The following is a 19,301-nucleotide window of genomic DNA, read 5'->3' as shown; positions in this document are numbered from 1 at the left end:
AGAGAATGTCATGGCTAAGTCCCCCTCTTACATAGAGTTTCGCAATATTTCAAAGCACTTCCCCGGTGTTAAGGCATTGAACAACGTTAGCTTCCGCGCCGATGCGGGCAGTGTTCACGCTTTGATGGGCGAAAATGGTGCTGGTAAATCAACGCTTCTCAAAACTCTCAGCGGATTTCATCAACCAACTGACGGTCATATCGCCATTGACGGTGAAGAAGTGGCGCTAAACTCAACCAATGATGCCCTTGCTTACGGTATTGCCATTATTTATCAAGAGCTCAACCTCGTTCCTGAACTGACGGTTGCCGAGAATATTTATCTTGGGCAGTTGCCAACCAAGGGCGGCCGAGTGGATACCGAAACTCTAAACAAAAATGCACGAGTTCAGTTAGAACGCTTAGGTGAAACCTTCGATCCTTCATGCCAATTAAAGGATCTTTCTATCGGCCAATGGCAAATGGTTGAGATTGCCAAAGCATTGAGTCGCAATGCACAAATTATCGCTTTTGATGAGCCAACCAGTAGCTTATCGCAACGAGAAATTAAGAACCTATTTAAGGTTATTCGTGAACTGCGTGATTCTGGAAAAGTCATCATGTATGTATCACATCGTATGGAAGAAATATTCGACCTTTGTGATGCAATTACTATCTTCAAAGATGGTGAGCACGTGCAATCATTCCATGATATGTCTGAACTGACTCATGACCGATTAGTGGAATTGATGGTAGGTCGCGAAATCAACGATATCTACAACTATCGTTCACGTCAGCATGGTCAAAGTGGCCTGCGTATAGAAAACTTCGAAGGCCCAGGGTTAAGCCAGCCGCTATCAATGGATATCAAACAAGGTGAAATTTTAGGGTTATTTGGCTTAGTGGGAGCTGGACGAACCGAGCTAACTCGCCTTATTTTTGGTGCCGATAAGAAAAGTGCAGGAGACCTGTTTCTTCACAATATTAAAATTGGCGTAAAAACCCCGCAAGATGCCATTCGAGCTGGTATTACGCTGTGCTCGGAAGACCGCAAAGCCGACGGCATCGTTCCTATCATGTCGGTTCAAGAAAACACCAACATTAGTGCTCGTCCTTGGAATCTAAAGTTCAAAAGCTTGATTGATTTCGACTGGGAGAAAAAAAACGCTTCGAAGCAAAAAGAAGCACTTAATGTAAAAACTTCTTCTTTAGAACAACCTATTGGAAAACTGTCCGGTGGTAACCAGCAGAAAGTCATTCTTGGCCGTTGGTTGTCAACAGCAATGAGCGTCATCTTGTTGGATGAGCCTACCCGCGGTATCGATGTTGGAGCAAAGTCAGAAATATACGAACTCATTTTTAAGCTGGCGGAAAACGGGGTGACCGTACTCGTCGTTTCCAGCGACTTACCGGAAGTATTGGGTATCTCAGATCGCGTCGTTGTCATGAAAGAAGGCGCTGTGACCGGTGAATTACAACGCGACGAATTTAACGAGCAAACTGCGCTTCGTCTGGCAATGCTAGACCAAGAAGGTTCGGCCGCTGCTTAACGCTTAAAAATTAAGGAATATTATTATGTCTGTAACAAGCTCTACAAAACCTCTTGAACAACAGGACGCAAAACGCTCCTTTAATTTGGCCGGCATTTGGGACCGATTCGGAATGCTGATTGTGTTCGCTGGTCTATTTATTCTATGTGCCTTATTTGTGCCTTACTTTGCGACTTTCATCAATATGAAAGGGCTTGGTCTGGCAATTTCGATGAGTGGCATGGTGGCATGTGCGATGCTGTTCTGCTTAGCTTGCGGTGATCTCGACCTGTCTGTCGCTTCAATTATCGCCTGTTCAGGTGTCGTGACCGCAGTAGCAATTAATGCAACGAGCAGTTTGGTACTTGGTATTGGTGCTGGCTTATTGTCTGGTGCAGCATTTGGGCTACTTAACGGTTTCGTGATAGCGAAACTGAAAATCAATGCGTTAATCACTACGTTAGCAACCATGCAGATCGCTCGTGGTCTCGGCTACATCATCTCCGACGGCAGAGCAGTAGGTATCACAGAAGAGAAATTTTTTGCTTTGGGTAACTCATCCATCCTAGGAATTCCGACACCGATATGGCTGACCATGATTACTTTTGCTCTATTCGCTTTTCTTCTCAATCGTACGGTTTACGGTCGCAATACGTTAGCGATAGGTGGTAACGAAGAGGCGGCGCGTTTGGCTGGTGTCAATGTGGTCAAAACTAAGATGATCATTTTCACCGTATCAGGGTTAATCTCAGCGCTTGCTGGGGTTATTTTGGCAGCGCGTATGACAAGTGGTCAACCAATGACCTCCGTAGGTTTCGAATTGGTCGTCATTTCAGCTTGTGTACTCGGGGGAGTATCTCTCAAAGGTGGCATAGGCAAAGTGTCCTATGTTATTGCTGGGGTATTGATTCTGGGAACGGTAGAAAATGCGATGAACCTGCTTAACATGTCACCGTTTTCTCAATATGTCGTCCGAGGCATCATATTACTAGCCGCTGTTATTTTTGACCGTTACAAGCAGAGTAATCAAGGATAAGTTGATAAGGTCTCAGGATCATTAGATTATTCATGTATGACACGGTAAGGGGTCAGTCATTACATTTAGTAGCAATGCCAGTGAATCCTCGCTGGCATTGCTCAATATTTGACTGGTGAAAAGCATAAGGTGATTGGCCCTGAGGGACAAGTATTCAATCTAGGTCGAAGAATCAGGGAAATCATCTCAAGACTGAGATATGAAGGATTGAAACTAATCATCACTATTCAGCCATTTCAGTCCTTCTCGCCTTGCCAACCCTTGAATGTTTTGCTGGTCAATAAACGACTCCACAGAATTTGCGTTAGTTTTCGAGAATTCTCGTAATGCCCAACCTATCGCTTTTTGTATAAAGAATTCCTCATCAGCCTGATTTTCTTTGATTACTTCAAAAAGAAGGCTTTCGTTAGTCTGCTGTTTGAACTTTAATTGATAAAGCAATGCGGACCGCCTTAACCAGATATTATCAGAGACGCGCCAACGGCTTATATAATCTTGAGTTTGAGCAGTATGGTTGATATGCAGGGCGGCAACAATGTGTGAAGCAAGTAAATCAACTGTGTCCCACCATGATTTCGTTATGATCAACCACTCGACTTCAGCTAAGAATGTTTCTGGAAGCTGCTTTTTGCGTTTAATGAGTAAGTCGACAGCAACCATTTGGAACTCCCTTTCAGGAAGTAACCATAGCTCTCTGATAATACGAGGTAAATCATCGATATTGGGGAGCTGTTCTTTTGCAAAAAGAGGCTTCAAAACTTCTCTTCTTTGTGTTGCCTGAATTCCATAGAATTGAAACCGGTGACGCATGTAAGCTTGCATCTGTGGTGCTTTGTCACTATTTGCCAAAGGTTCAAGTGCTGTTTTTATCGCATTATTCCAAGTATGCATTTAGTCAGTATCCCTAAGTATAAACAGAGTTCAACTCTAAATAAAAATGGCATTTAATCATAGCGTTAGGGCATTTTTTAATTCATATTATTTCGACAAACTTCGATTAGATTAAGGACAAACCATGACAACTGTTAAACAACGTTTAAGTGATATAAAAGTCGTCCCTGTAATTACAATTAAAGATGCAAGTAAAGCGGGTAAGCTCGCAAAAGTTCTCGTTGAGAATGGTCTTCCTTGCGCTGAGGTGACTTTTCGTACTCCAGCCGCGCCACAAGCGATTAAAAATATGCGCAAAGCTTACCCAGACATGCTAATCGGCTCAGGGACGGTAATCACCACTCAGCAAGTAGACGAGTCAATAAAAGCTGGTGTCGATTTCGTGGTAAGCCCAGGACTAAATCCAACAACCATCAAATACTGTCAGCAGCGTGGCGTACAAATCGTACCAGGCGTCAATAACCCTAGCCTTGTTGAACAAGCTATAGAACTCGGCCTCGATACATTAAAATTCTTTCCAGCTGAGCCTTCAGGCGGGGTGGATATGTTAAAAGCACTCACAGCGGTTTATCCTGTAAGCTTTATGCCAACGGGCGGGATTAGCCCTAAAAATGTCAATGACTATCTAGCCCTTCCTGCCGTATTTGCCTGTGGCGGAACATGGATGCTCCCGTCAGATCTTATCGATGACGAAAAATGGGAGGAGCTTGGTCGTTTAATCGCAAATGTTGCTGACATGATTAAATAGCGACTCTGAATCCAACCATTTACAAATGAGATAGCAAGCAGATCATTAGACACATGCTCTGCTTACTAACAATACCTACCCTCACTGTACAACTATCGACCAGTCACTCATGACTTACCCGGCTTTGCTACACAATTAGGTGGGCTTTGCTGTCTGGCTTAATTAGCCGCTTCGATGGTGCCTTTAAAGGTAGTATCTAAGAAGTCATTAATTTCTTGAGAGTGATAAATCGAGAGGATTGTTTCAAACACTTTTTTGTTTTTATCTTCATTTCGTGCAGCAACAACCATTACCGCCAAAGGCGCATTTTTGGGTTCCAAGTAAATCCCCTGCTTCTTCGGGTCGAGTCCAGAAGACATCACATAGTTCATAGTAATTGCTGCTGCATCTACATCATCAAGTGTACGTGGCAGTTGAGCAGCCTCTACTTCAACAAATATAATGTTTTTTGGGTTGGCGACGATATCTTTCAAAGAGGCGCTAAAGCCAACGTCTTTTTTCAGCGAAATCAATCCTGCATCTTCAAGTAGCAGTAACCCACGGCCGCCATTAGTCGGATCGTTCGGGATAGCAATACGAGCATTCTCAGGGAGCGCGTCAAGTGCAGTGTATTTGTTAGAGTAAACTCCCATACGCATCAAAATTGAACGGCCAATCGAGACTAAATTACTGTTGTGATTATCGTTATAGTTATCGAGAAACGGCTGATGTTGATAGCTATTAAGATCAATACTTCCATCACTTAACGCTGCATTCGGAGTGATATAATCCGAAAATTCAACCACTTCAATATTAATCCCTTGCTTTTCTGCCTCTTTAGCGACCGCCTCTACCACTTGTGCATGTGGACCCACCGTTGCACCAATTTTGATAATCGATTCGTCTTTTTTCTCGCATCCTGTTACGCCCAATACAAATGTTAATGCCAGTAACAATATTGTGATTTTTTTACCGCTTCTCATGGTCACTCCATATAAAAAATAAAGACACTTAGATATCTAGACGTCCATAATATCGAACAGTGTGATTGGGTCAATAGGCTTGTTAAAAATTAAGTGAAGTATTGTTACTTATTAGTGAGGCATACTTATTTTCTAATGGTTGAAATGAGTGAATAGCTATAAATTGATATTCACTATAAATATGGACAAGATTCGATAGAAACTAATACGGAAATGCACAGGAATACGTTTCAACGTTAAAGATAGACTGCTTCGGGGGCAATAGTGGATAAAGCAATAGTGGCTCAAGTAGAGAAAGGTGAAGAGGTGTTGAAACTCCTCACCTTTGAGATTAATTTTACCAGTAATACCTCACGATGGTGAATCCTCTTGGCTATTCGGTACATATTCTAAAATGTCTCCCGGCTGACAATTTAGATGAGTACATATAGCTTCCAGCGTCGCTAGTTTGACCGCCTTTGCTCGCCCATTTTTGAGAACGGATAAGTTTTGTTCAGTAATACCAATGAGCTTGGCTAACTCGTTTGATCGCATCTTCCGCTTTGCCAACATGACATCCAGATTGATTATAATTGCCATACTAAATTGTCAGCTCGCTTTCTTCTTGTAAAACGGCTGCTTTTTCCATCACAACTGCAATTACTCGCACAATAAAACCGATAATCATCATAGTAATATCGCTATCGTCGATTGTGAACGACATGTTCCAATTACCATCGTTGAAAGATAGAGCTAGGCTAAGAAGTACGTCCATCAGAAGTTCAACAAACGGCGTAGCAATTAATAGATAGCTGAGTTTTTTGAAGCACTCAGTGTTCTGAAGTTCAAAAATTATTCCCTTTTCGTACAAACGAAATAACACAATTAACTGCCACAATAATGCCACCGTAAGCATTGTAGAAATCATGCTAGGGAAGTAACCGATCAAAGAGCGCCCTGTAGATAGAGGGAGTGAAACTTCAATCGGAAAACTGGCATTAAACCATTCTGCATTGAACATCGTAGCGCTAAACCAAAACACAGTATTCAGCACAACGGAAAACACTATAGAAAACCAGAATAAAGTAAGAAGTTTACGACTAAAGTTGCTGATGGATTGTTTCGACATGATAGACCTTATAATTGATTAGCTTTTTAGCAATACTAATCAGTTAAAAATAAAAATCAATAATAACTTATCGCTTTACGGTAAATTATTATTGATTTTTTGATAAATACTACTTAACATATACCATCTTAGTTAACAAAATGATGAATAGAAATGACCATAATGAAAAAACACATTCTCCTGTCCATTGCATTATTTATGACTGCAGAGCCTAGTGTAGCCAAAGGCATATTTGTGGATGACCTTGATACTGAGTACAAGATCACAAACGACAACTCATGGGAAAACTCCCCCTATGCTATTGACGCGACGTCCGAATCAAATGCTTTTACTGGCGACAAATGCACACAGATAAGCAAAAATCAGTTTAGCTCGCACCCGGACTCGACAAAAAACCAAGATGTAAAATGCTACGTCACTCACTTTCCGAAAAGTGATATCAGGACTCGTATGCAGTCGAATGAGGATGGTGATGTGAGTGTTGGTTTTTCTTGGGATTTTGATTGAGCATGACTTGACCCCGCCTATACCCGACAGGCAACAACCCATAAACACGCTCAGCGAGATAGTGCCTAGATCCATATCCATCTTGACTGTCATAAAAGGATAAATAGGCTAAAGAGGAACGAGCATACTTCCACATGCAATAATGAAGAGGAGTCTATATTAACCATCGTTTCACACTTCTCTAGAATCATAATCCTGCATGCTAAACATTATATAAAGGTAGCTAAAATTGGCATCTGGTAGATTGAAAAACATGCTATTTCTTATTTCTCCAGATTTGATAACCACTTTCCTGTGTCGCCTTACCAAGCAAGTGTGCTGCTACCGGGGCGGTGATTAATATAAACAACATAGTACCAATCACTCGTGAGATCACCGTAATATCGGGTATCGCAATTGCCACCGCCAATAACAGTGAAGCTAAGCCCACCGTGCCAGCTTTAGTTGCGGAGTGCATTCGCGTGTAAAGGTCAGGCATTCGTAAGATTCCAAGACTCGCGATGAGCGTAAACAAAGTTCCAAGACAGAGTAAAACCCCAACGATAATGTCCATTACACGTCTCCTTTTCTTTTGAAGATCAGCCTTGCAAACGCAATCGTCCCTAAGAAGGCTACTAGGCCGAGCGTGATAGCAATGTCCAACAAGGATTGCTGTCCGCTATCTAAGGTATAAACAGCAATAAACCCCACCGTTACGAATGAAATCAGATCAAGCGCTACCACTCGATCGGCCAAGGTTGGACCAAGCACTAAACGAATGAATGCCATCACGATACTAAGCAGTAGCCCGATATAAGCGAACATGATGCTCATTTCTAACCAACTATCGCTTTGTAAGAAACTGTCTATCTGTAACCCATCAACCACGAGTCACCTCCAAAATCCGTTTTTCTAAACCGTCTTTGATTTCTCGAATCACCTTTTCATGCTCGGGTGCAAACATCGCGTGTACGACCAAATGCTTCTTATCTGGGGTGACATCCAAGCTCAAGCTTCCAGGAGTAAGAGAAACCATGTTTGCGAGTAACGAGATTTCTAGATCTGACTCAACATCTAACGGCACATACACGATATCCGGGTCACTTAAATGGGTTGGCGTAACCACATCCCATACAACCCTGGCCACCGATATCACCATTTCGTAACAGAAGAAAAGAAACAAGCCGACCAAAGCACGAAAACGTCGAAAATAACTGGTTTTCAATCCAAACGGTTGACTAAGTCGCAACGCCAAAAAGCCAACCACAAAGCCAAGAATGAAGTTCGTTCCTGTATAGTTGCCGTTGAGCAGCATCCATGCCAAGGCGAGGAATAAGTTCAAAAACAGATAGATCATTGGCTCCCTCCCTCCGTGTTCAATGCAACGCTTTGAGCTATTTCGCTGTCTGCTATTGCAGTGTCAGCCAACGCACTCTCTCCAAGAACCGCTTTTACATAGGCTTGTGGCTCAATCAACTGCTCTGCTGCGAGTTCCGCAAATTGGTAAAATGGCTCGGCGGCCAAACCAATAATCAGACTTAACGTGGTCAATGTGGCTATTGGCACGCAATACAATCCTTTGGTGTACTTGTTCATTGGCTGCGCTTTGAGTGTTTGTTGAGGCTTTTTCCAGAAAACCTCGTTCCAGATCTTGGTCATTGAGAACACTGTTAACAAACCCACTAAGAGTGCTGTCCCTACAAGCCAATACAACTCGGTTTGCAAACTAGATTTGATGACAAGGAACTTTCCCCAAAAACCCGACAGAGGTGGAAACCCCGCTAAAGAGAATGCTGGAATGAGAAACAAGAAAGCGAGCCAAGGCATGGCTTTGTATACGCCGCCTAATTGCCCCAGATTGCCCGAGCCATATTTACGCTCGATAAAGCCGCCAATCAGGAATAAATTTGCTTTCACTATGATGTGGTGGACTATGTAGAAAACTGCGCCAGCAATGGCAAGCGGCGTGTAGATCGCTAATCCCATGATCATGTAACCAATCTGGCTAATGATATGGAAAGAGAGAATCTTTTTAATGTTGTACTGGCTCGCTGCCCCCAATACGCCGGTTAACATCGTCAATCCAGCAACCCACATCAAAGTCGGTTGCCAACCGCTCTCTGATAGCGGAAAAATCAGGGTAAATACACGAATAAGTGCGTACACCCCAACCTTAGTCAATAACGCTGCAAACAGGGCAACAACGGCGCTTGGTAACGTATGATAAGAAGCAGGCAGCCAAGCAAAGACAGGAAATAACGCCGCTTTAATCGCAAACGCGAATAGGAACAGCGCCGCGAGCAAGGTTTTGGTGTCTGACGGAATCAATGTGGCTTTAGCGTGTAAATCCGCGAGGTTCAAAGTCCCTGTTGCACCGTAGAGCAAGCCAATCACAAGCAAGAAGACCAAGGTCGAAATAAGATTGAGCATCACATACTTCACGGCTCCATCCACTTGTTGCTTTGATCCATCTAAGATCATCAAGCCAAACGATGCTATCAACATCACCTCGAACCACACGTAGAGGTTGAAAATGTCGCCAGTAAGAAATGCACCATACACCCCAGCCAACAACACATGCATCAGAGCATGAAACGTGCCGTAAGAAGGCTTGTCTTGCAGATCGCCCATGGCGTAGAACACGCTCACTACACCAATAATGGCTGTCACCATCACCATAGCTACTGCAAGATGATCCGCCACGAAGACAATGCCAAACGGCGCAGACCATTGACCAAAAGCCACGGCTTGTGGCCCGCCGTTGATAACATCGAACGTCAACAATGCCACAATCACTAAAGTCGCTAATGCGCTGGTGCCACTTATAGCATCCACCAGCGCTTTGTGACGTTTCGCGCAGAAGATGGCGACAGCGGTAAGAAGCGAAATAACTACGGGTAACGTCAACCAAATCGTTGTCATTCATCCTCCTCAGAACGTCGCATCGCATCAACATCTGCAGAGCCAGCTTCTGAACATGCGCGGTAAAATAGCATCAATGCAAACACCAACAAGCCAAAGCCAATCACTATTGCGGTCAGAATTAAGGCTTGAGGAAGCGGGTTTGCAGCACCTTCTGGTGGTAATACTGAATTCGCTTCAATCAACGGCGGTAGTCCAGGGGTTAAACGTCCAGCCGTGAAAATCGCGATGTTCACCGCACTGCTTAACAAGATCAGACCGAATATTAAGCGTAAGATGTGTCGTTCAAGCATAAGATAGACACCAGCAGCGACAAACACACCGACCACGAGACTCCATAGTATTTCCATCAATCCAACTCCTCATTCACGCGCAGCAACATCCCCATCACGCCGCCAATGATGGAGAGGTAAATACCAACGTCGAATATCAATGGTGTGCCAAGCGGTAGAATGTCTTTCCACCACAAACCCGTTAAGAACGGCAAATTGAAAGCAAAGCTCATCAGGCCAGCCACAAAGCTTAAGAAAATGCCAAACAGAGCAATGCTAAATGGCGCGTAATACAAACGATCTCGAACGTATTTTGGCGACTCTGCAAACATCAGTAACGCAAAACCAATTACAGCGATCAGTGCACCGATAAAGCCACCACCCGGCTCGTTATGTCCGCGCAACAATAGGTAAAGTGAAAACACCAACATCAGCGCTGCAACGATGTGGGAGGTGGTGGCAAAAATCAGGGAATGGATACGGTTACGTTTGTGGTAGTGCGTTTTCAACAAACTAACCGCAGCAATGCCCGCCATCACGACTACGATCACCTCACCCAACGTATCGAAGGCTCGGAAATCAACCAAAATCACGTTGACGATGTTGCGTCCATGCCCGCCAGGAACGCTATTCTCGGCAAAGAAATCAGCCAGAGTAGAATCTAGAGGTTGCGCAGTAATGTTGATCAGCAAGGCAGTGACCGACATACCAATCACACCCGCTATCGCCCCGTGCAGCAACTTTCGGCGAATAGGATGTTGCGGCACCATCATTAAGCCCGGAATATGGCGTATCAACAGCACAACAAATACAACCATCAAGGTTTCAACCAACAATAAAGTTTTCGCGACGTCTGGTGCGCTGTACAGCATAAAGACTAAGGTGGTCATAAAACCCACCACGCCAAGGGCTGAGACCGCCAAAAAACGAGACGTGGTAAAGGTACAGACTAAGGCTGCACCGATGAGTAGCATTGCAATGCTGATTTCGTAGAAACTAATGTCCATTAATGCCGCAAAACGAGCTTGTGGGATCACCAACGGGCTGCTTAACAGCAATCCAGCGAGCACAATAAAGAACAACAACACATAGTGGCTCAAGCGCTTTTGCTGCAATAGCTGCGTTTGCCATTTCGCCAAACGCATCATGCCAGCCATAATTTTGTCAAAAACGGATTCGGCTGTTGGTAACACGGGCACCTTACGCTGCCAACTCACCAACAGCCTTGGGTAGATTCGATACAAAACAAAGCCTAGTAACAAAGTTAATGCGCTGAGCGCCAACGGCAGATTCACGCCCTGCCACAGCTTGGCAGCTTGTGGTGCTGAATTCGGCAAACTCGATAAAACACCCGGAATAACCACATTGTTGTTAATCCAATCTAAGCCAAATAACGGCGCAAGCACACTGGCTATGGCAAGCAGCATCGCTGGCATCCAGAGCCCTTTACTAACTTCCACTTCCTTGGCTGACGTTGGATTACCTTCATAAGTCGCAAAGAAAGGTTTCACAATCAGCGCTAACGCTAAAGCCACCATAATGACGTTAGCCAGAAGGAAGAGAGCGGTGAGGATGACACTCACCTCCAGACCGGATTTGTACATGTACTCTTTGCTCAAGAACCCGAGTAACGGTGGCACGCCCGATTTCGACAAAGCAGCGATGATTGCGGCTACGAGGCTGAGTATTAACGCTGTTTTCAAACCATGCAGCATTCGAATGTCACGCGTTCCCGTTGCCTTATCGATATTGCCCACCACCATGAACAGCGCGGCTTTGTAGAATGAGTGAGTCAAGATAAACAGCAGCGCTGCCATCATCGCAAGCTCAGTTCCCATACCAATCAATAGCACCAATTTACCTAAGGCAACGTTCGTGCTGTATGCCAGCATCAACTTCAAATCAGTTTGCTTGAGCGCTAACAACGCACACCATATCGCGGTAAAGCCACCAAAAATGCCTAGCGTGTAAAACCAAATATCGCTGTGTGAATAGATAGGTGAAACACGGGAAAGCAAATACACCCCAGCCTTCACCATAGTGGCAGAATGAAGATAAGCGCTCACTGGCGTTGGCGCTGCCATGGCATTAGGTAACCAGAAGTGGAATGGAAACTGCGCCGATTTGGTAAACGCACCGAGCAAAATCAGAACCAATGAAGACAGGAACCACTCATGTTGTGCAATCAGCGTACTTTGCGCGACGATGGTGCTTATCTCATAGCTGCCAGCCATTTCACCCAGCAGTATCAAACCTGCTAATAAGGCCAAACCACCAGCGCCAGTGACAATAAGAGATTGCAGCGCGTTCTTACGAGATTTGTCTTTCTCGTGATTAAAGCCAATCAAGAGATACGACGTGATGGTCGTTAATTCCCAAAACACAAATAGGAGCAGGATATTGTCGCTCGTGGCGACACCTAACATCGCTAACATAAATAGCGTTAAGTAGAGGTGAAAAGAGAATCGAGACGAATCCCCCTTGAGATAGGCCAGTGCATAAATCTGGATCAGTGCACCGATACCGCTGATCAAACATGCGAATAGGAAAGATAACCCATCCAACTTGAAGCTCAGGTTAACATCTAAACTAGGAACCCAATTCGCTTGCCAACTCACGCCTCCCGGCTCATACCAACTGATGAGTAAGAAGAAAATGACCATCGGCAGAACAGGAAAGATCATGAGAATCAACGAATGATCTTTTGAGCCTTGTGTGTGTTTTTTTTCTATTACGCTATTCAATATCGCCATCCATTTCGTTACGTTCACACGTGTATGGGGACTCATAGAATCAACGGAAAAACAGCCCTCTCCTGATACTTCAGGCTTCAACCACAATTGTTGATTTGGGTGTTAAAAAGATAATCCGAGCAAGACAGGTGAACGGATTATCTAGTTTGCGAAGGCTTTGAATAAGACCGATAAAATTAAGTCACGATCATCCATTCCAATATAAATTGCCCCCACTGATTCGAACTATTTGCTGTCGAAAACGACATAGGAACGCATGTCAGTATGGGGATTGGTCTGGTCAAATAAAAAACTCGACTCCTCATTCACTGCAGTCAGTGCAGTCAGTGCGTCGTAGGAGCAATCTCCGATATCGTTTCTCGGGCATGCATAAATGTGCGAGCGCTCAAGCATTTCAGTTTGGCAAATAGGACATAGTTTCTTCATACTATCCTCCACTAAGAAGTTATTAGTCTGTCGTGTACATGCTTACTTCAGTATTGCTATTTCCGCTTTTCGAGATCAATTTGTTACTTGATTGGAGATATAAATCCCTCTGGTTTCATTGCCACTAAGGAGCAATTAATTGATTGAAGAATGTTCTCGGCAGTATTGCCAATCACATACCCAGAAATACCGGTTCGGGCTAAGGTTCCCATTACCAACACGTCAATCTCTGCCTCATCAACACACTCCGGAATTTTGTCGTCCGGTTTACCATGCAGGTGATGAATAACCACCTCACCAGCAATACCAGAGTCGTCAATGAGTTGCTGCAGGGCTTGTTCATGACGTGCTTTCTCTTTAGAAACCTCATCTGACAACTGCGCCTTATCTACTTGAATCCAAACATGATTGTCGAGGTAGTTCTCCAAATAATGTTCCCAACAAGAGATAATGTGCAATCGGCTATCACAGGTATCCGCAATCGAACGAGAGAGCTCTAACAATCGACACGACAGTGCCTTTTGCTCATCGTTTACAGCCTGAGGATCGACCGCAACCGCAATGCGTCGTTTGTCTCTCGGTTTAAATATTGGTCGGTGCAACCATACTGGGCAAGGACATTTACGCAATAAAGTCATGTCTATCGCTTTAAAGCCTTCCGCCCCTTCACTGAGTGGCTCAGCCTCTTTAATGATCAGGTCATTGCGATTCACCATCGCTTCTTGAATGATGCAAACCGCCGGTTGTTCACTGCTTTTAACTCTCAGGGGAAACGGTACCTGCTCTTCAGAGATAACCAAATCTTCAAGCAAGTGTTTTACGCTCTGCTGAAGCGAATCATGCAAAGACTGTTCGTAGCTTTGTTGATATTGAACGAGATCGGTAGGGAAATCTGGACAGGCAATCAGGCCCGAAACCGGGATGCGATTGTTAGCCGCCATTCTGATCGCTTGACCCAGAGCGTCACTATGGCCGGGTAGCCCTTGCGTTGCAAAAAGTATGTTCTCGAATCGTCTCATACACACCTCCTTAGTTGATTGAATCTTAGTCAACCGCAACATTCTTTACTAGCACGTAATTGTAACATTAATTAATAAAATGATATTCGTTCCTATTCAGTCGCTTACATATAAAACAATGAGAAATGAGTGAACCAATCAGCGTGCTGAGGGAACAATATGTAACAAAATACATCAACTCCTATTGGAAGTTTAAGTCAGAAACGACTTAGAGAGCATGATTGAATACGATGCTAAGGCCAGATATCGTACTGGTTCTATGAGCATATATTAAGTGATGACTCGTACTTATGCGGTGAAACGTAACGCTTCCGTAATGATCTACTTTCTGTCAAAAGAACTATTTTAATTACCTATGCGAGGAAATGTTAGTTGAAGATGATTTAATCCGAGAAACTAAAGGGTAAAGTCGTATGTATGTGAATTTTCCCCTTGCTAGTACAGAAAGAGACAACGACGAGCTCGAATGCTATGCGTAACAAAACGATAGACACAAAAAAGCGAGCCACTTGGGCTCGCTGCTTTTCAATATTTGTCTGGCTCAGGCTTTAGCTTCGATTACAGAAGCTCTACCGACTGTTGAGCAATCACAAATTCTTCATTGGTTGGGTTTCCATTAGTATCGCACCTACTAACAGGGATTTGTCGAGTAGACGACACTTGTTACCAAGTGCCGCCCCTCTAAGAACCGTACGTGCAACTTTCACTGCATACGGCTCAAGCCTCCACTAAGGCATCATTGATACCCAGCAACTTATAACGCAGTCGGGACAGGCTCTTTCCAAGAGTTACGAGCTAGCCTTTTAGATTTTCTCTTCACCAGATATTCTTGGTATTGAGGGTCAAAAGGGGTCGCAGCACTCCTAATTTTTACGTGTCTTTCGATAGGCACTTTCGCTATTTGGAACAGATTGAAGTGACAGTCCATGTTCATGATTTTCTGCCAACCGTGAAATTGCCACTGGCCTTTACGATTGAGAAAATACTTGTGCACAACCCAGCCTTTGGACTTGGTTGGATGACGTCTAACTGCCCAGTGCCATAACGCTTGGAATAGTTTGTGGCCGACATACCCGAATACTTGTTTAGCAACACAGTGGCGATAGTAATTCGCCCATCCCCTAAGTTTCGGATTTATCAACTTGATAAGATCGTTAACAGGGATGGTTGCGTGCTTTTTAATAAGTTCACGTAGATTTCTAAGGAATAACAGCGTATTGGATTTGCTCGGTTTAATGAGCAATTTCCCTTTGTACTTCCTGTGATTGAAACCCAGAAAGTCAAAGCCATCATCAATATGAGTGACCTTCGTTTTTTCTTCGGAGAGGGTTAACCCTCTTTCTGCCAAAAAGCCAGCAATCAACGGTTTGATATCGTTCACTAGCACTTCCTTTGAAGAGCAGATGACCACAAAATCATCCGCATAACCGATAAAGTTGGCCCTAGCACCCATTTTCAGAGCTGTAGATTTTATTTGTTGCTCTATTCCCGCGAGAGTCATTAGCATCAAGGTTGGAGATATTATTCCACCTTGAGGTGTACCTTCTTCGGTATCGTAGAACAGCCCCTTATCTACATAGCCAGATTTTAACCATTGCTCTAACATTCGTTTATCTACAATGATATTGTCCATCAGCCATTTATGCCCGATTTTGTCGAAGCAAGCCTTAATATCTCCCTCAAGAACCCATTTCGCGGATTGCTTTAGAGCTAAACATTTGAAGCACTGACTGACAGCGTCAGCCGTGCTGCGATTTGGTCTAAAACCATAGCTATTGAGGTCGGCAAACGTTTCGGACACGGGCTCTAATGCAAGAAGGTGGAGGGCTTGTTGCGCTCTATCAATCATGCATTGAATACCCAGTGGCCTGAGCTTACCGTTCTTTTTGGGAATATAGATACGTTTGAGTGGTTTTGCGGAGTAAGCCTTGCGACTCAGTTGATCGACTGCTTTCATACGGCGTGCATCTGTGTTCCAGATGACACCGTCTATTCCAAGCGTTTTACTGCCTTTATTCTGAGAGACTCGCTTAACCGCGAGAAGCTTGGCTGAGCGAGAATGAGTCAAGAGCCACTGTAAAGACTTCACCTTACCGTATTTCTTTTCTCTAGTTGCTTTTGCGATACGCATTTGAAGCTTCAATACGTGTACTTCAACGGATTTCCAGTCGATGGACTGCCATTGATCGCCGTCAGAAGATGCACTAATCTCTTTCGAGATCACCATTTGCTTTTCTCCTTGAATAAATTCTCTCGCAATGGAAGACCAGTCGGAAGTGGGCTCACTTTCGTGATCAGACATAAGTCTGTATCTGCATCATTACAATGTAGCTTTCGCTTTTTCCGACCTCCTATACCTGCACCACTATCGGCCACAAAGGCTTTCCCAAAGGGAGTGATACAGGCTTACCCTGTTCCGTATGTTGCGTAAAATGTCGGGTTAGATGCCCACTATAGTGCGGAGAGTGCAGTGACCACGAAAAAGTACTGTCCAACCTCTTTCCAACTCTCATTGCCTTTTGGCTACAGCGTAATAACCACTTCCGCTGCTTCATCATATAACGCACCTTGAATGGATTCACATATGTTCATCATACTGACTACCTAGCACTTACCCGAATTGTGGTTTTCAGGAGGAACGTCCTCTCACGATTCTTTTCCCACTCAGTCCAACGGCCAAGTTTCGTTACATTGTCCGAGCCGCTGCTTTATTCAGGCTCGTAGGTTCATCTGGTGATACAGACGGTTCACTCATAAAGCGGTGAACAACGCTTCATACGACTTCAGGTCGCACGGACAAAAATGCGTTAGGGTAGCTACCCTAAAAAGCTCATTTCAGATTAGAAAAAGTATCGTGAATCGACTTAAAGAAACCATCGAGGTGAGGCTAGAACTGGATAAGATCGCACAATTTACGTATCTAGAGGCATCGGTCTTGTTCAATAATCGGATTAATCGCTGGCTTCGCAGCGATTAATCCATATTTGTTATATAAAAGATTGATTGTGCCGAGCTAACGAATCTTGAACGTACCTAAAGATTGTATACATTGCATTTACTGTTGCTGTTGCTTCGGGAACATCCAATAAGTCATTCACATGAGCCAAGCTAGCTTGATTCCTTAGAGTAGAAAAAGCATCGATTGAAGCGGCAAATGAATTAAGCACCCTACTAATTTCATCTGCGCGGTTACCTGTTGCTAATAGTGCTGGATGTGATTTCCTAAGCGCTTTAAATGCTTTCGATACAGTTGCATCACATGCTAAAGCGATATTAGCATCAGAGCATAGTTGCCCTAAGTATCCATGAAGTGCTGTGTGAGCACGATCGATAGCACTTGAAGAGTCAACTGTACCTATAAGTGTCTTTGCATCACCTAATGCTCGCATCACGGTAGTAGAGATAGATTCTGAGATCTGGGGAGCGGCAACCGCTGCGCCAGTAGCATTAAGTTGACCATTTACGATTTCGAAATGAGCTTGGTGATTAGCCAAAATTTGATTGATATTCTGCTCTTGAGGAACGACAGCACCACGCTGCTCTAGTTCTTCAAATGCTTCATAAACAGCCGCTATAAAATTTGGTGCATCTTTCGCTGCACTAGAGGCTTGGTAACCCATGTCACTTTCAGCCCAATCTAGACTTGAGCTTTTTGCATAATAATCGCCAGAAACCTTACACAAGTGCTGCTTGTAAATTTCAACAACTTGCTGCTTACTCATTTTCGGCGCAGAAACTCTTTTCATCAACGATAAGAAATCATTGACCACAGTATTATCTAACGGTGATGTTGCTCCCATTGGGAACCTAAGTTCATGTGCCATTTGCAAAGGCATTTAACCATCCTCTTTTGTATCACGCCGCGCGCTCTGCGGAAACTTCGGAGTGCAGCGGGAAAATTGTCCGACAGCAACTTCTTGTTATAAGAACTACTTATAACAAGCATCAAAATCTGCTTCATATCTATCCATTACAGTTCTGATCCTTGAGCCTTCTCAATACTGTATGAATAGTCGAAAGGTAGAAGTAAAACATCCAGCTTAACCACACTGGATCATAGTCGTCTTTTTGCTTACTGTTCATATGCCTAATACCAAAATTATTAGCAATATCGAATAGAGCTTGATCGTCTTTTTTAGATAGGAGCTTCTTTATATCATCTCGCACATTCTCAAGAATATCAGCCAAGTCTCTCACTGCATGTTTGCGATCATCGATACTCGACCCATGACGTCTAAATCTTGAGACAGCACTGTTAACTTTATCGATAATACGTTCGTCTTCCGTTGGTATCTCTGCTTTGAAAATCTTATCAAAACCATACTCAGGCCTGACGACAACCATCCCTTCTTGGGTTAACTCATGGGGCTTCTCGTATAAAGCAAGAATCGCATTGATTTCTTTCAAGTATTCTTGGATACCCTGTTCCCTGTGGAAAGTCATACTGTGTTCTTCCTGACAATAACCGCAGTAGAACGATGCAGATGGGCCAAACTGCGGGCTACTCACTTTAGAAAAGAAAAACTCGATCAGATCAAAGATATCCTCTTCACTATACATATGGTACTTATCTTGGATAGGCCACAGATTATTTTTACGTAATGACACCATTAAATGATGCTCAACATCTACTTTGATTCCTACGTTGTGCTCTTCGCACTCGATAGCAAGATATTCCTCAAGTAGCCCTTTCGAAAATATCGTATTGTATGTGTATAGGAACAGATTACGAAACTCGATTATTCCAAAACCGTTTGAGTTTGGATTGAGACCATTTCGTATTGAATATGGAACAAAGCTTGATGAGGATTCAGAAGCTTCAATTGAACGCTTTCTCAACTTGTCTACGATAGACATGTATTCCATTGACAGGTGATGGTCATCTTCAGACCATGCTGCACCACTAGTTTCTTTTTGCTTTTCTTTTGATAGAGCGTATAGAACATTCGCTACCAGAACTTCAGGAGATTGGTTGATGAATGACCTTAGACGGTTGGCCTTCGAGCCTGATGCAAAATTGAATCTTTCTCCATAAATATCGACATCGTAATTCTTCATGAAGTCAGCAAAAGTTCTGTTACTAAACTCCAGAACGTATCCTTGCTTCATACCTAAGTACTTCTCAATTATATCCATCTCAGATGAACTAAAAGAAGCCATACATTACCGCC

General features: G+C 43.7%; 18 protein-coding genes. 4 read left to right on the top strand and 14 right to left on the bottom strand.

The window, feature by feature from the left end:
- Positions 1-10: 10 nt before the first annotated feature.
- Both araG and araH read left to right on the top strand, forming a co-directional pair.
- The gene (araG, locus tag OCU50_RS20075; protein ID WP_060469764.1) at positions 11-1,528 is read left to right on the top strand and encodes an L-arabinose ABC transporter ATP-binding protein AraG; all 1,518 of its coding nucleotides are present in this window, start codon (positions 11-13) and stop codon (positions 1,526-1,528) included.
- Positions 1,529-1,553: 25 nt separating this feature from the next.
- Positions 1,554-2,543, top strand: coding sequence for an L-arabinose ABC transporter permease AraH (gene araH, locus OCU50_RS20070; protein ID WP_060469765.1), 990 nt, complete (start codon positions 1,554-1,556; stop codon positions 2,541-2,543).
- Between the two features lie 213 nt (positions 2,544-2,756).
- On the opposite strand, the gene OCU50_RS20065 is transcribed toward araH, so the two are convergent.
- A complete protein-coding gene (locus OCU50_RS20065; RefSeq protein WP_060469766.1) occupies positions 2,757-3,434 on the bottom strand; it encodes a DNA alkylation repair protein in 678 nt (225 codons plus the stop codon).
- Between the two features lie 124 nt (positions 3,435-3,558).
- Between OCU50_RS20065 and OCU50_RS20060 the strand changes: the two genes are divergently transcribed.
- Positions 3,559-4,182, top strand: coding sequence for a bifunctional 4-hydroxy-2-oxoglutarate aldolase/2-dehydro-3-deoxy-phosphogluconate aldolase (locus OCU50_RS20060; RefSeq protein ID WP_060469767.1), 624 nt, complete (start codon positions 3,559-3,561; stop codon positions 4,180-4,182).
- A 158-nt stretch (positions 4,183-4,340) separates the two neighbouring features.
- Here OCU50_RS20060 and OCU50_RS20055 read toward each other — a convergent pair whose 3' ends face one another.
- The 3 genes from OCU50_RS20055 to OCU50_RS20045 all read right to left on the bottom strand — a co-directional run bounded on the left by OCU50_RS20055 (position 4,341) and on the right by OCU50_RS20045 (position 6,252).
- Positions 4,341-5,144, bottom strand: a complete 804-nt coding sequence (locus tag OCU50_RS20055) for a MetQ/NlpA family ABC transporter substrate-binding protein (RefSeq protein ID WP_060469768.1) — start codon at positions 5,142-5,144, stop codon at positions 4,341-4,343.
- 351 nt (positions 5,145-5,495) lie between these two features.
- Positions 5,496-5,723 (bottom strand): helix-turn-helix domain-containing protein, encoded by a 228-nt coding sequence (locus OCU50_RS20050; RefSeq protein ID WP_017058030.1) that lies wholly within the window; start codon positions 5,721-5,723, stop codon positions 5,496-5,498.
- 1 nt (position 5,724) lies between these two features.
- Entirely contained in the window at positions 5,725-6,252 is a 528-nt protein-coding gene (locus tag OCU50_RS20045) for a DUF2975 domain-containing protein (RefSeq protein ID WP_060469769.1), read from the bottom strand.
- Positions 6,253-6,414: 162 nt separating this feature from the next.
- Between OCU50_RS20045 and OCU50_RS20040 the strand changes: the two genes are divergently transcribed.
- Positions 6,415-6,759 carry a hypothetical protein gene (locus tag OCU50_RS20040; protein ID WP_060469770.1) on the top strand — a complete coding sequence of 115 codons (345 nt, stop codon included), beginning with the start codon at positions 6,415-6,417 and terminating at the stop codon, positions 6,757-6,759.
- A gap of 256 nt (positions 6,760-7,015) precedes the next feature.
- Here OCU50_RS20040 and mnhG read toward each other — a convergent pair whose 3' ends face one another.
- The 10 genes from mnhG to OCU50_RS19985 form a co-directional block, all read right to left on the bottom strand.
- On the bottom strand, positions 7,016-7,312 hold the full coding sequence (gene mnhG, locus OCU50_RS20035) for a monovalent cation/H(+) antiporter subunit G (protein WP_060469771.1): 297 nt from the start codon (positions 7,310-7,312) through the stop codon (positions 7,016-7,018).
- The gene (locus tag OCU50_RS20030; protein ID WP_060469787.1) at positions 7,312-7,572 is read right to left on the bottom strand and encodes a cation:proton antiporter; all 261 of its coding nucleotides are present in this window, start codon (positions 7,570-7,572) and stop codon (positions 7,312-7,314) included. The genes mnhG and OCU50_RS20030 overlap by 1 nt, the downstream gene beginning before the upstream one ends.
- Positions 7,573-7,618: 46 nt before the next feature.
- A complete protein-coding gene (locus tag OCU50_RS20025) occupies positions 7,619-8,095 on the bottom strand; it encodes a Na+/H+ antiporter subunit E (RefSeq protein ID WP_060469772.1) in 477 nt (158 codons plus the stop codon).
- Positions 8,092-9,660 carry a proton-conducting transporter transmembrane domain-containing protein gene (locus OCU50_RS20020; RefSeq protein WP_060469773.1) on the bottom strand — a complete coding sequence of 523 codons (1,569 nt, stop codon included), beginning with the start codon at positions 9,658-9,660 and terminating at the stop codon, positions 8,092-8,094. The genes OCU50_RS20025 and OCU50_RS20020 overlap by 4 nt, the downstream gene beginning before the upstream one ends.
- Positions 9,657-10,010, bottom strand: a complete 354-nt coding sequence (locus tag OCU50_RS20015) for a Na+/H+ antiporter subunit C (protein ID WP_060469774.1) — start codon at positions 10,008-10,010, stop codon at positions 9,657-9,659. Before OCU50_RS20015 ends, OCU50_RS20020 begins: the two co-directional genes overlap by 4 nt.
- Positions 10,010-12,616, bottom strand: coding sequence for a hydrogen gas-evolving membrane-bound hydrogenase subunit E (mbhE, locus tag OCU50_RS20010; protein WP_060469788.1), 2,607 nt, complete (start codon positions 12,614-12,616; stop codon positions 10,010-10,012). Before mbhE ends, OCU50_RS20015 begins: the two co-directional genes overlap by 1 nt.
- Before the next feature lie 578 nt (positions 12,617-13,194).
- Entirely contained in the window at positions 13,195-14,130 is a 936-nt protein-coding gene (locus tag OCU50_RS20000) for a universal stress protein (protein ID WP_060469775.1), read from the bottom strand.
- A gap of 754 nt (positions 14,131-14,884) precedes the next feature.
- A complete protein-coding gene (ltrA, locus tag OCU50_RS19995; protein WP_060469776.1) occupies positions 14,885-16,357 on the bottom strand; it encodes a group II intron reverse transcriptase/maturase in 1,473 nt (490 codons plus the stop codon).
- A gap of 760 nt (positions 16,358-17,117) precedes the next feature.
- On the bottom strand, positions 17,118-17,966 hold the full coding sequence (locus OCU50_RS19990) for an abortive infection family protein (RefSeq protein WP_060469777.1): 849 nt from the start codon (positions 17,964-17,966) through the stop codon (positions 17,118-17,120).
- Positions 17,967-18,093: 127 nt separating this feature from the next.
- Complete coding sequence (locus tag OCU50_RS19985) at positions 18,094-19,239, bottom strand: hypothetical protein (protein ID WP_153011336.1); 1,146 nt, start codon at positions 19,237-19,239, stop codon at positions 18,094-18,096.
- Between the last annotated feature and the right edge of the window lie 62 nt (positions 19,240-19,301).

Source organism: Vibrio toranzoniae (assembly GCF_024347655.1).
Taxonomy (GTDB): domain Bacteria; phylum Pseudomonadota; class Gammaproteobacteria; order Enterobacterales; family Vibrionaceae; genus Vibrio; species Vibrio toranzoniae.
The sequence above is the reverse complement of the archived record's forward strand: the minus strand, read 5'-3'. Positions and strand labels throughout refer to the sequence as shown.

Excerpts from the sequence above, each read along its gene's own strand:
- araG (WP_060469764.1), top strand. The coding sequence starts at position 11 with ATGGCTAAGTCCCCCTCTTACATAGAGTTTCGCAATATTTCAAAGCAC.
- araH (WP_060469765.1), top strand. The coding sequence starts at position 1,554 with ATGTCTGTAACAAGCTCTACAAAACCTCTTGAACAACAGGACGCAAAA.
- OCU50_RS20065 (WP_060469766.1), bottom strand. The coding sequence starts at position 3,434 with ATGCATACTTGGAATAATGCGATAAAAACAGCACTTGAACCTTTGGCA.
- OCU50_RS20060 (WP_060469767.1), top strand. The coding sequence starts at position 3,559 with ATGACAACTGTTAAACAACGTTTAAGTGATATAAAAGTCGTCCCTGTA.
- OCU50_RS20055 (WP_060469768.1), bottom strand. The coding sequence starts at position 5,144 with ATGAGAAGCGGTAAAAAAATCACAATATTGTTACTGGCATTAACATTT.
- OCU50_RS20050 (WP_017058030.1), bottom strand. The coding sequence starts at position 5,723 with ATGGCAATTATAATCAATCTGGATGTCATGTTGGCAAAGCGGAAGATG.
- OCU50_RS20045 (WP_060469769.1), bottom strand. The coding sequence starts at position 6,252 with ATGTCGAAACAATCCATCAGCAACTTTAGTCGTAAACTTCTTACTTTA.
- OCU50_RS20040 (WP_060469770.1), top strand. The coding sequence starts at position 6,415 with ATGAAAAAACACATTCTCCTGTCCATTGCATTATTTATGACTGCAGAG.
- mnhG (WP_060469771.1), bottom strand. The coding sequence starts at position 7,312 with ATGGACATTATCGTTGGGGTTTTACTCTGTCTTGGAACTTTGTTTACG.
- OCU50_RS20030 (WP_060469787.1), bottom strand. The coding sequence starts at position 7,572 with ATGAGCATCATGTTCGCTTATATCGGGCTACTGCTTAGTATCGTGATG.
- OCU50_RS20025 (WP_060469772.1), bottom strand. The coding sequence starts at position 8,095 with ATGATCTATCTGTTTTTGAACTTATTCCTCGCCTTGGCATGGATGCTG.
- OCU50_RS20020 (WP_060469773.1), bottom strand. The coding sequence starts at position 9,660 with ATGACAACGATTTGGTTGACGTTACCCGTAGTTATTTCGCTTCTTACC.
- OCU50_RS20015 (WP_060469774.1), bottom strand. The coding sequence starts at position 10,010 with ATGGAAATACTATGGAGTCTCGTGGTCGGTGTGTTTGTCGCTGCTGGT.
- mbhE (WP_060469788.1), bottom strand. The coding sequence starts at position 12,616 with ATGATCTTTCCTGTTCTGCCGATGGTCATTTTCTTCTTACTCATCAGT.
- OCU50_RS20000 (WP_060469775.1), bottom strand. The coding sequence starts at position 14,130 with ATGAGACGATTCGAGAACATACTTTTTGCAACGCAAGGGCTACCCGGC.
- ltrA (WP_060469776.1), bottom strand. The coding sequence starts at position 16,357 with ATGGTGATCTCGAAAGAGATTAGTGCATCTTCTGACGGCGATCAATGG.
- OCU50_RS19990 (WP_060469777.1), bottom strand. The coding sequence starts at position 17,966 with ATGCCTTTGCAAATGGCACATGAACTTAGGTTCCCAATGGGAGCAACA.
- OCU50_RS19985 (WP_153011336.1), bottom strand. The coding sequence starts at position 19,239 with ATGAAGCAAGGATACGTTCTGGAGTTTAGTAACAGAACTTTTGCTGAC.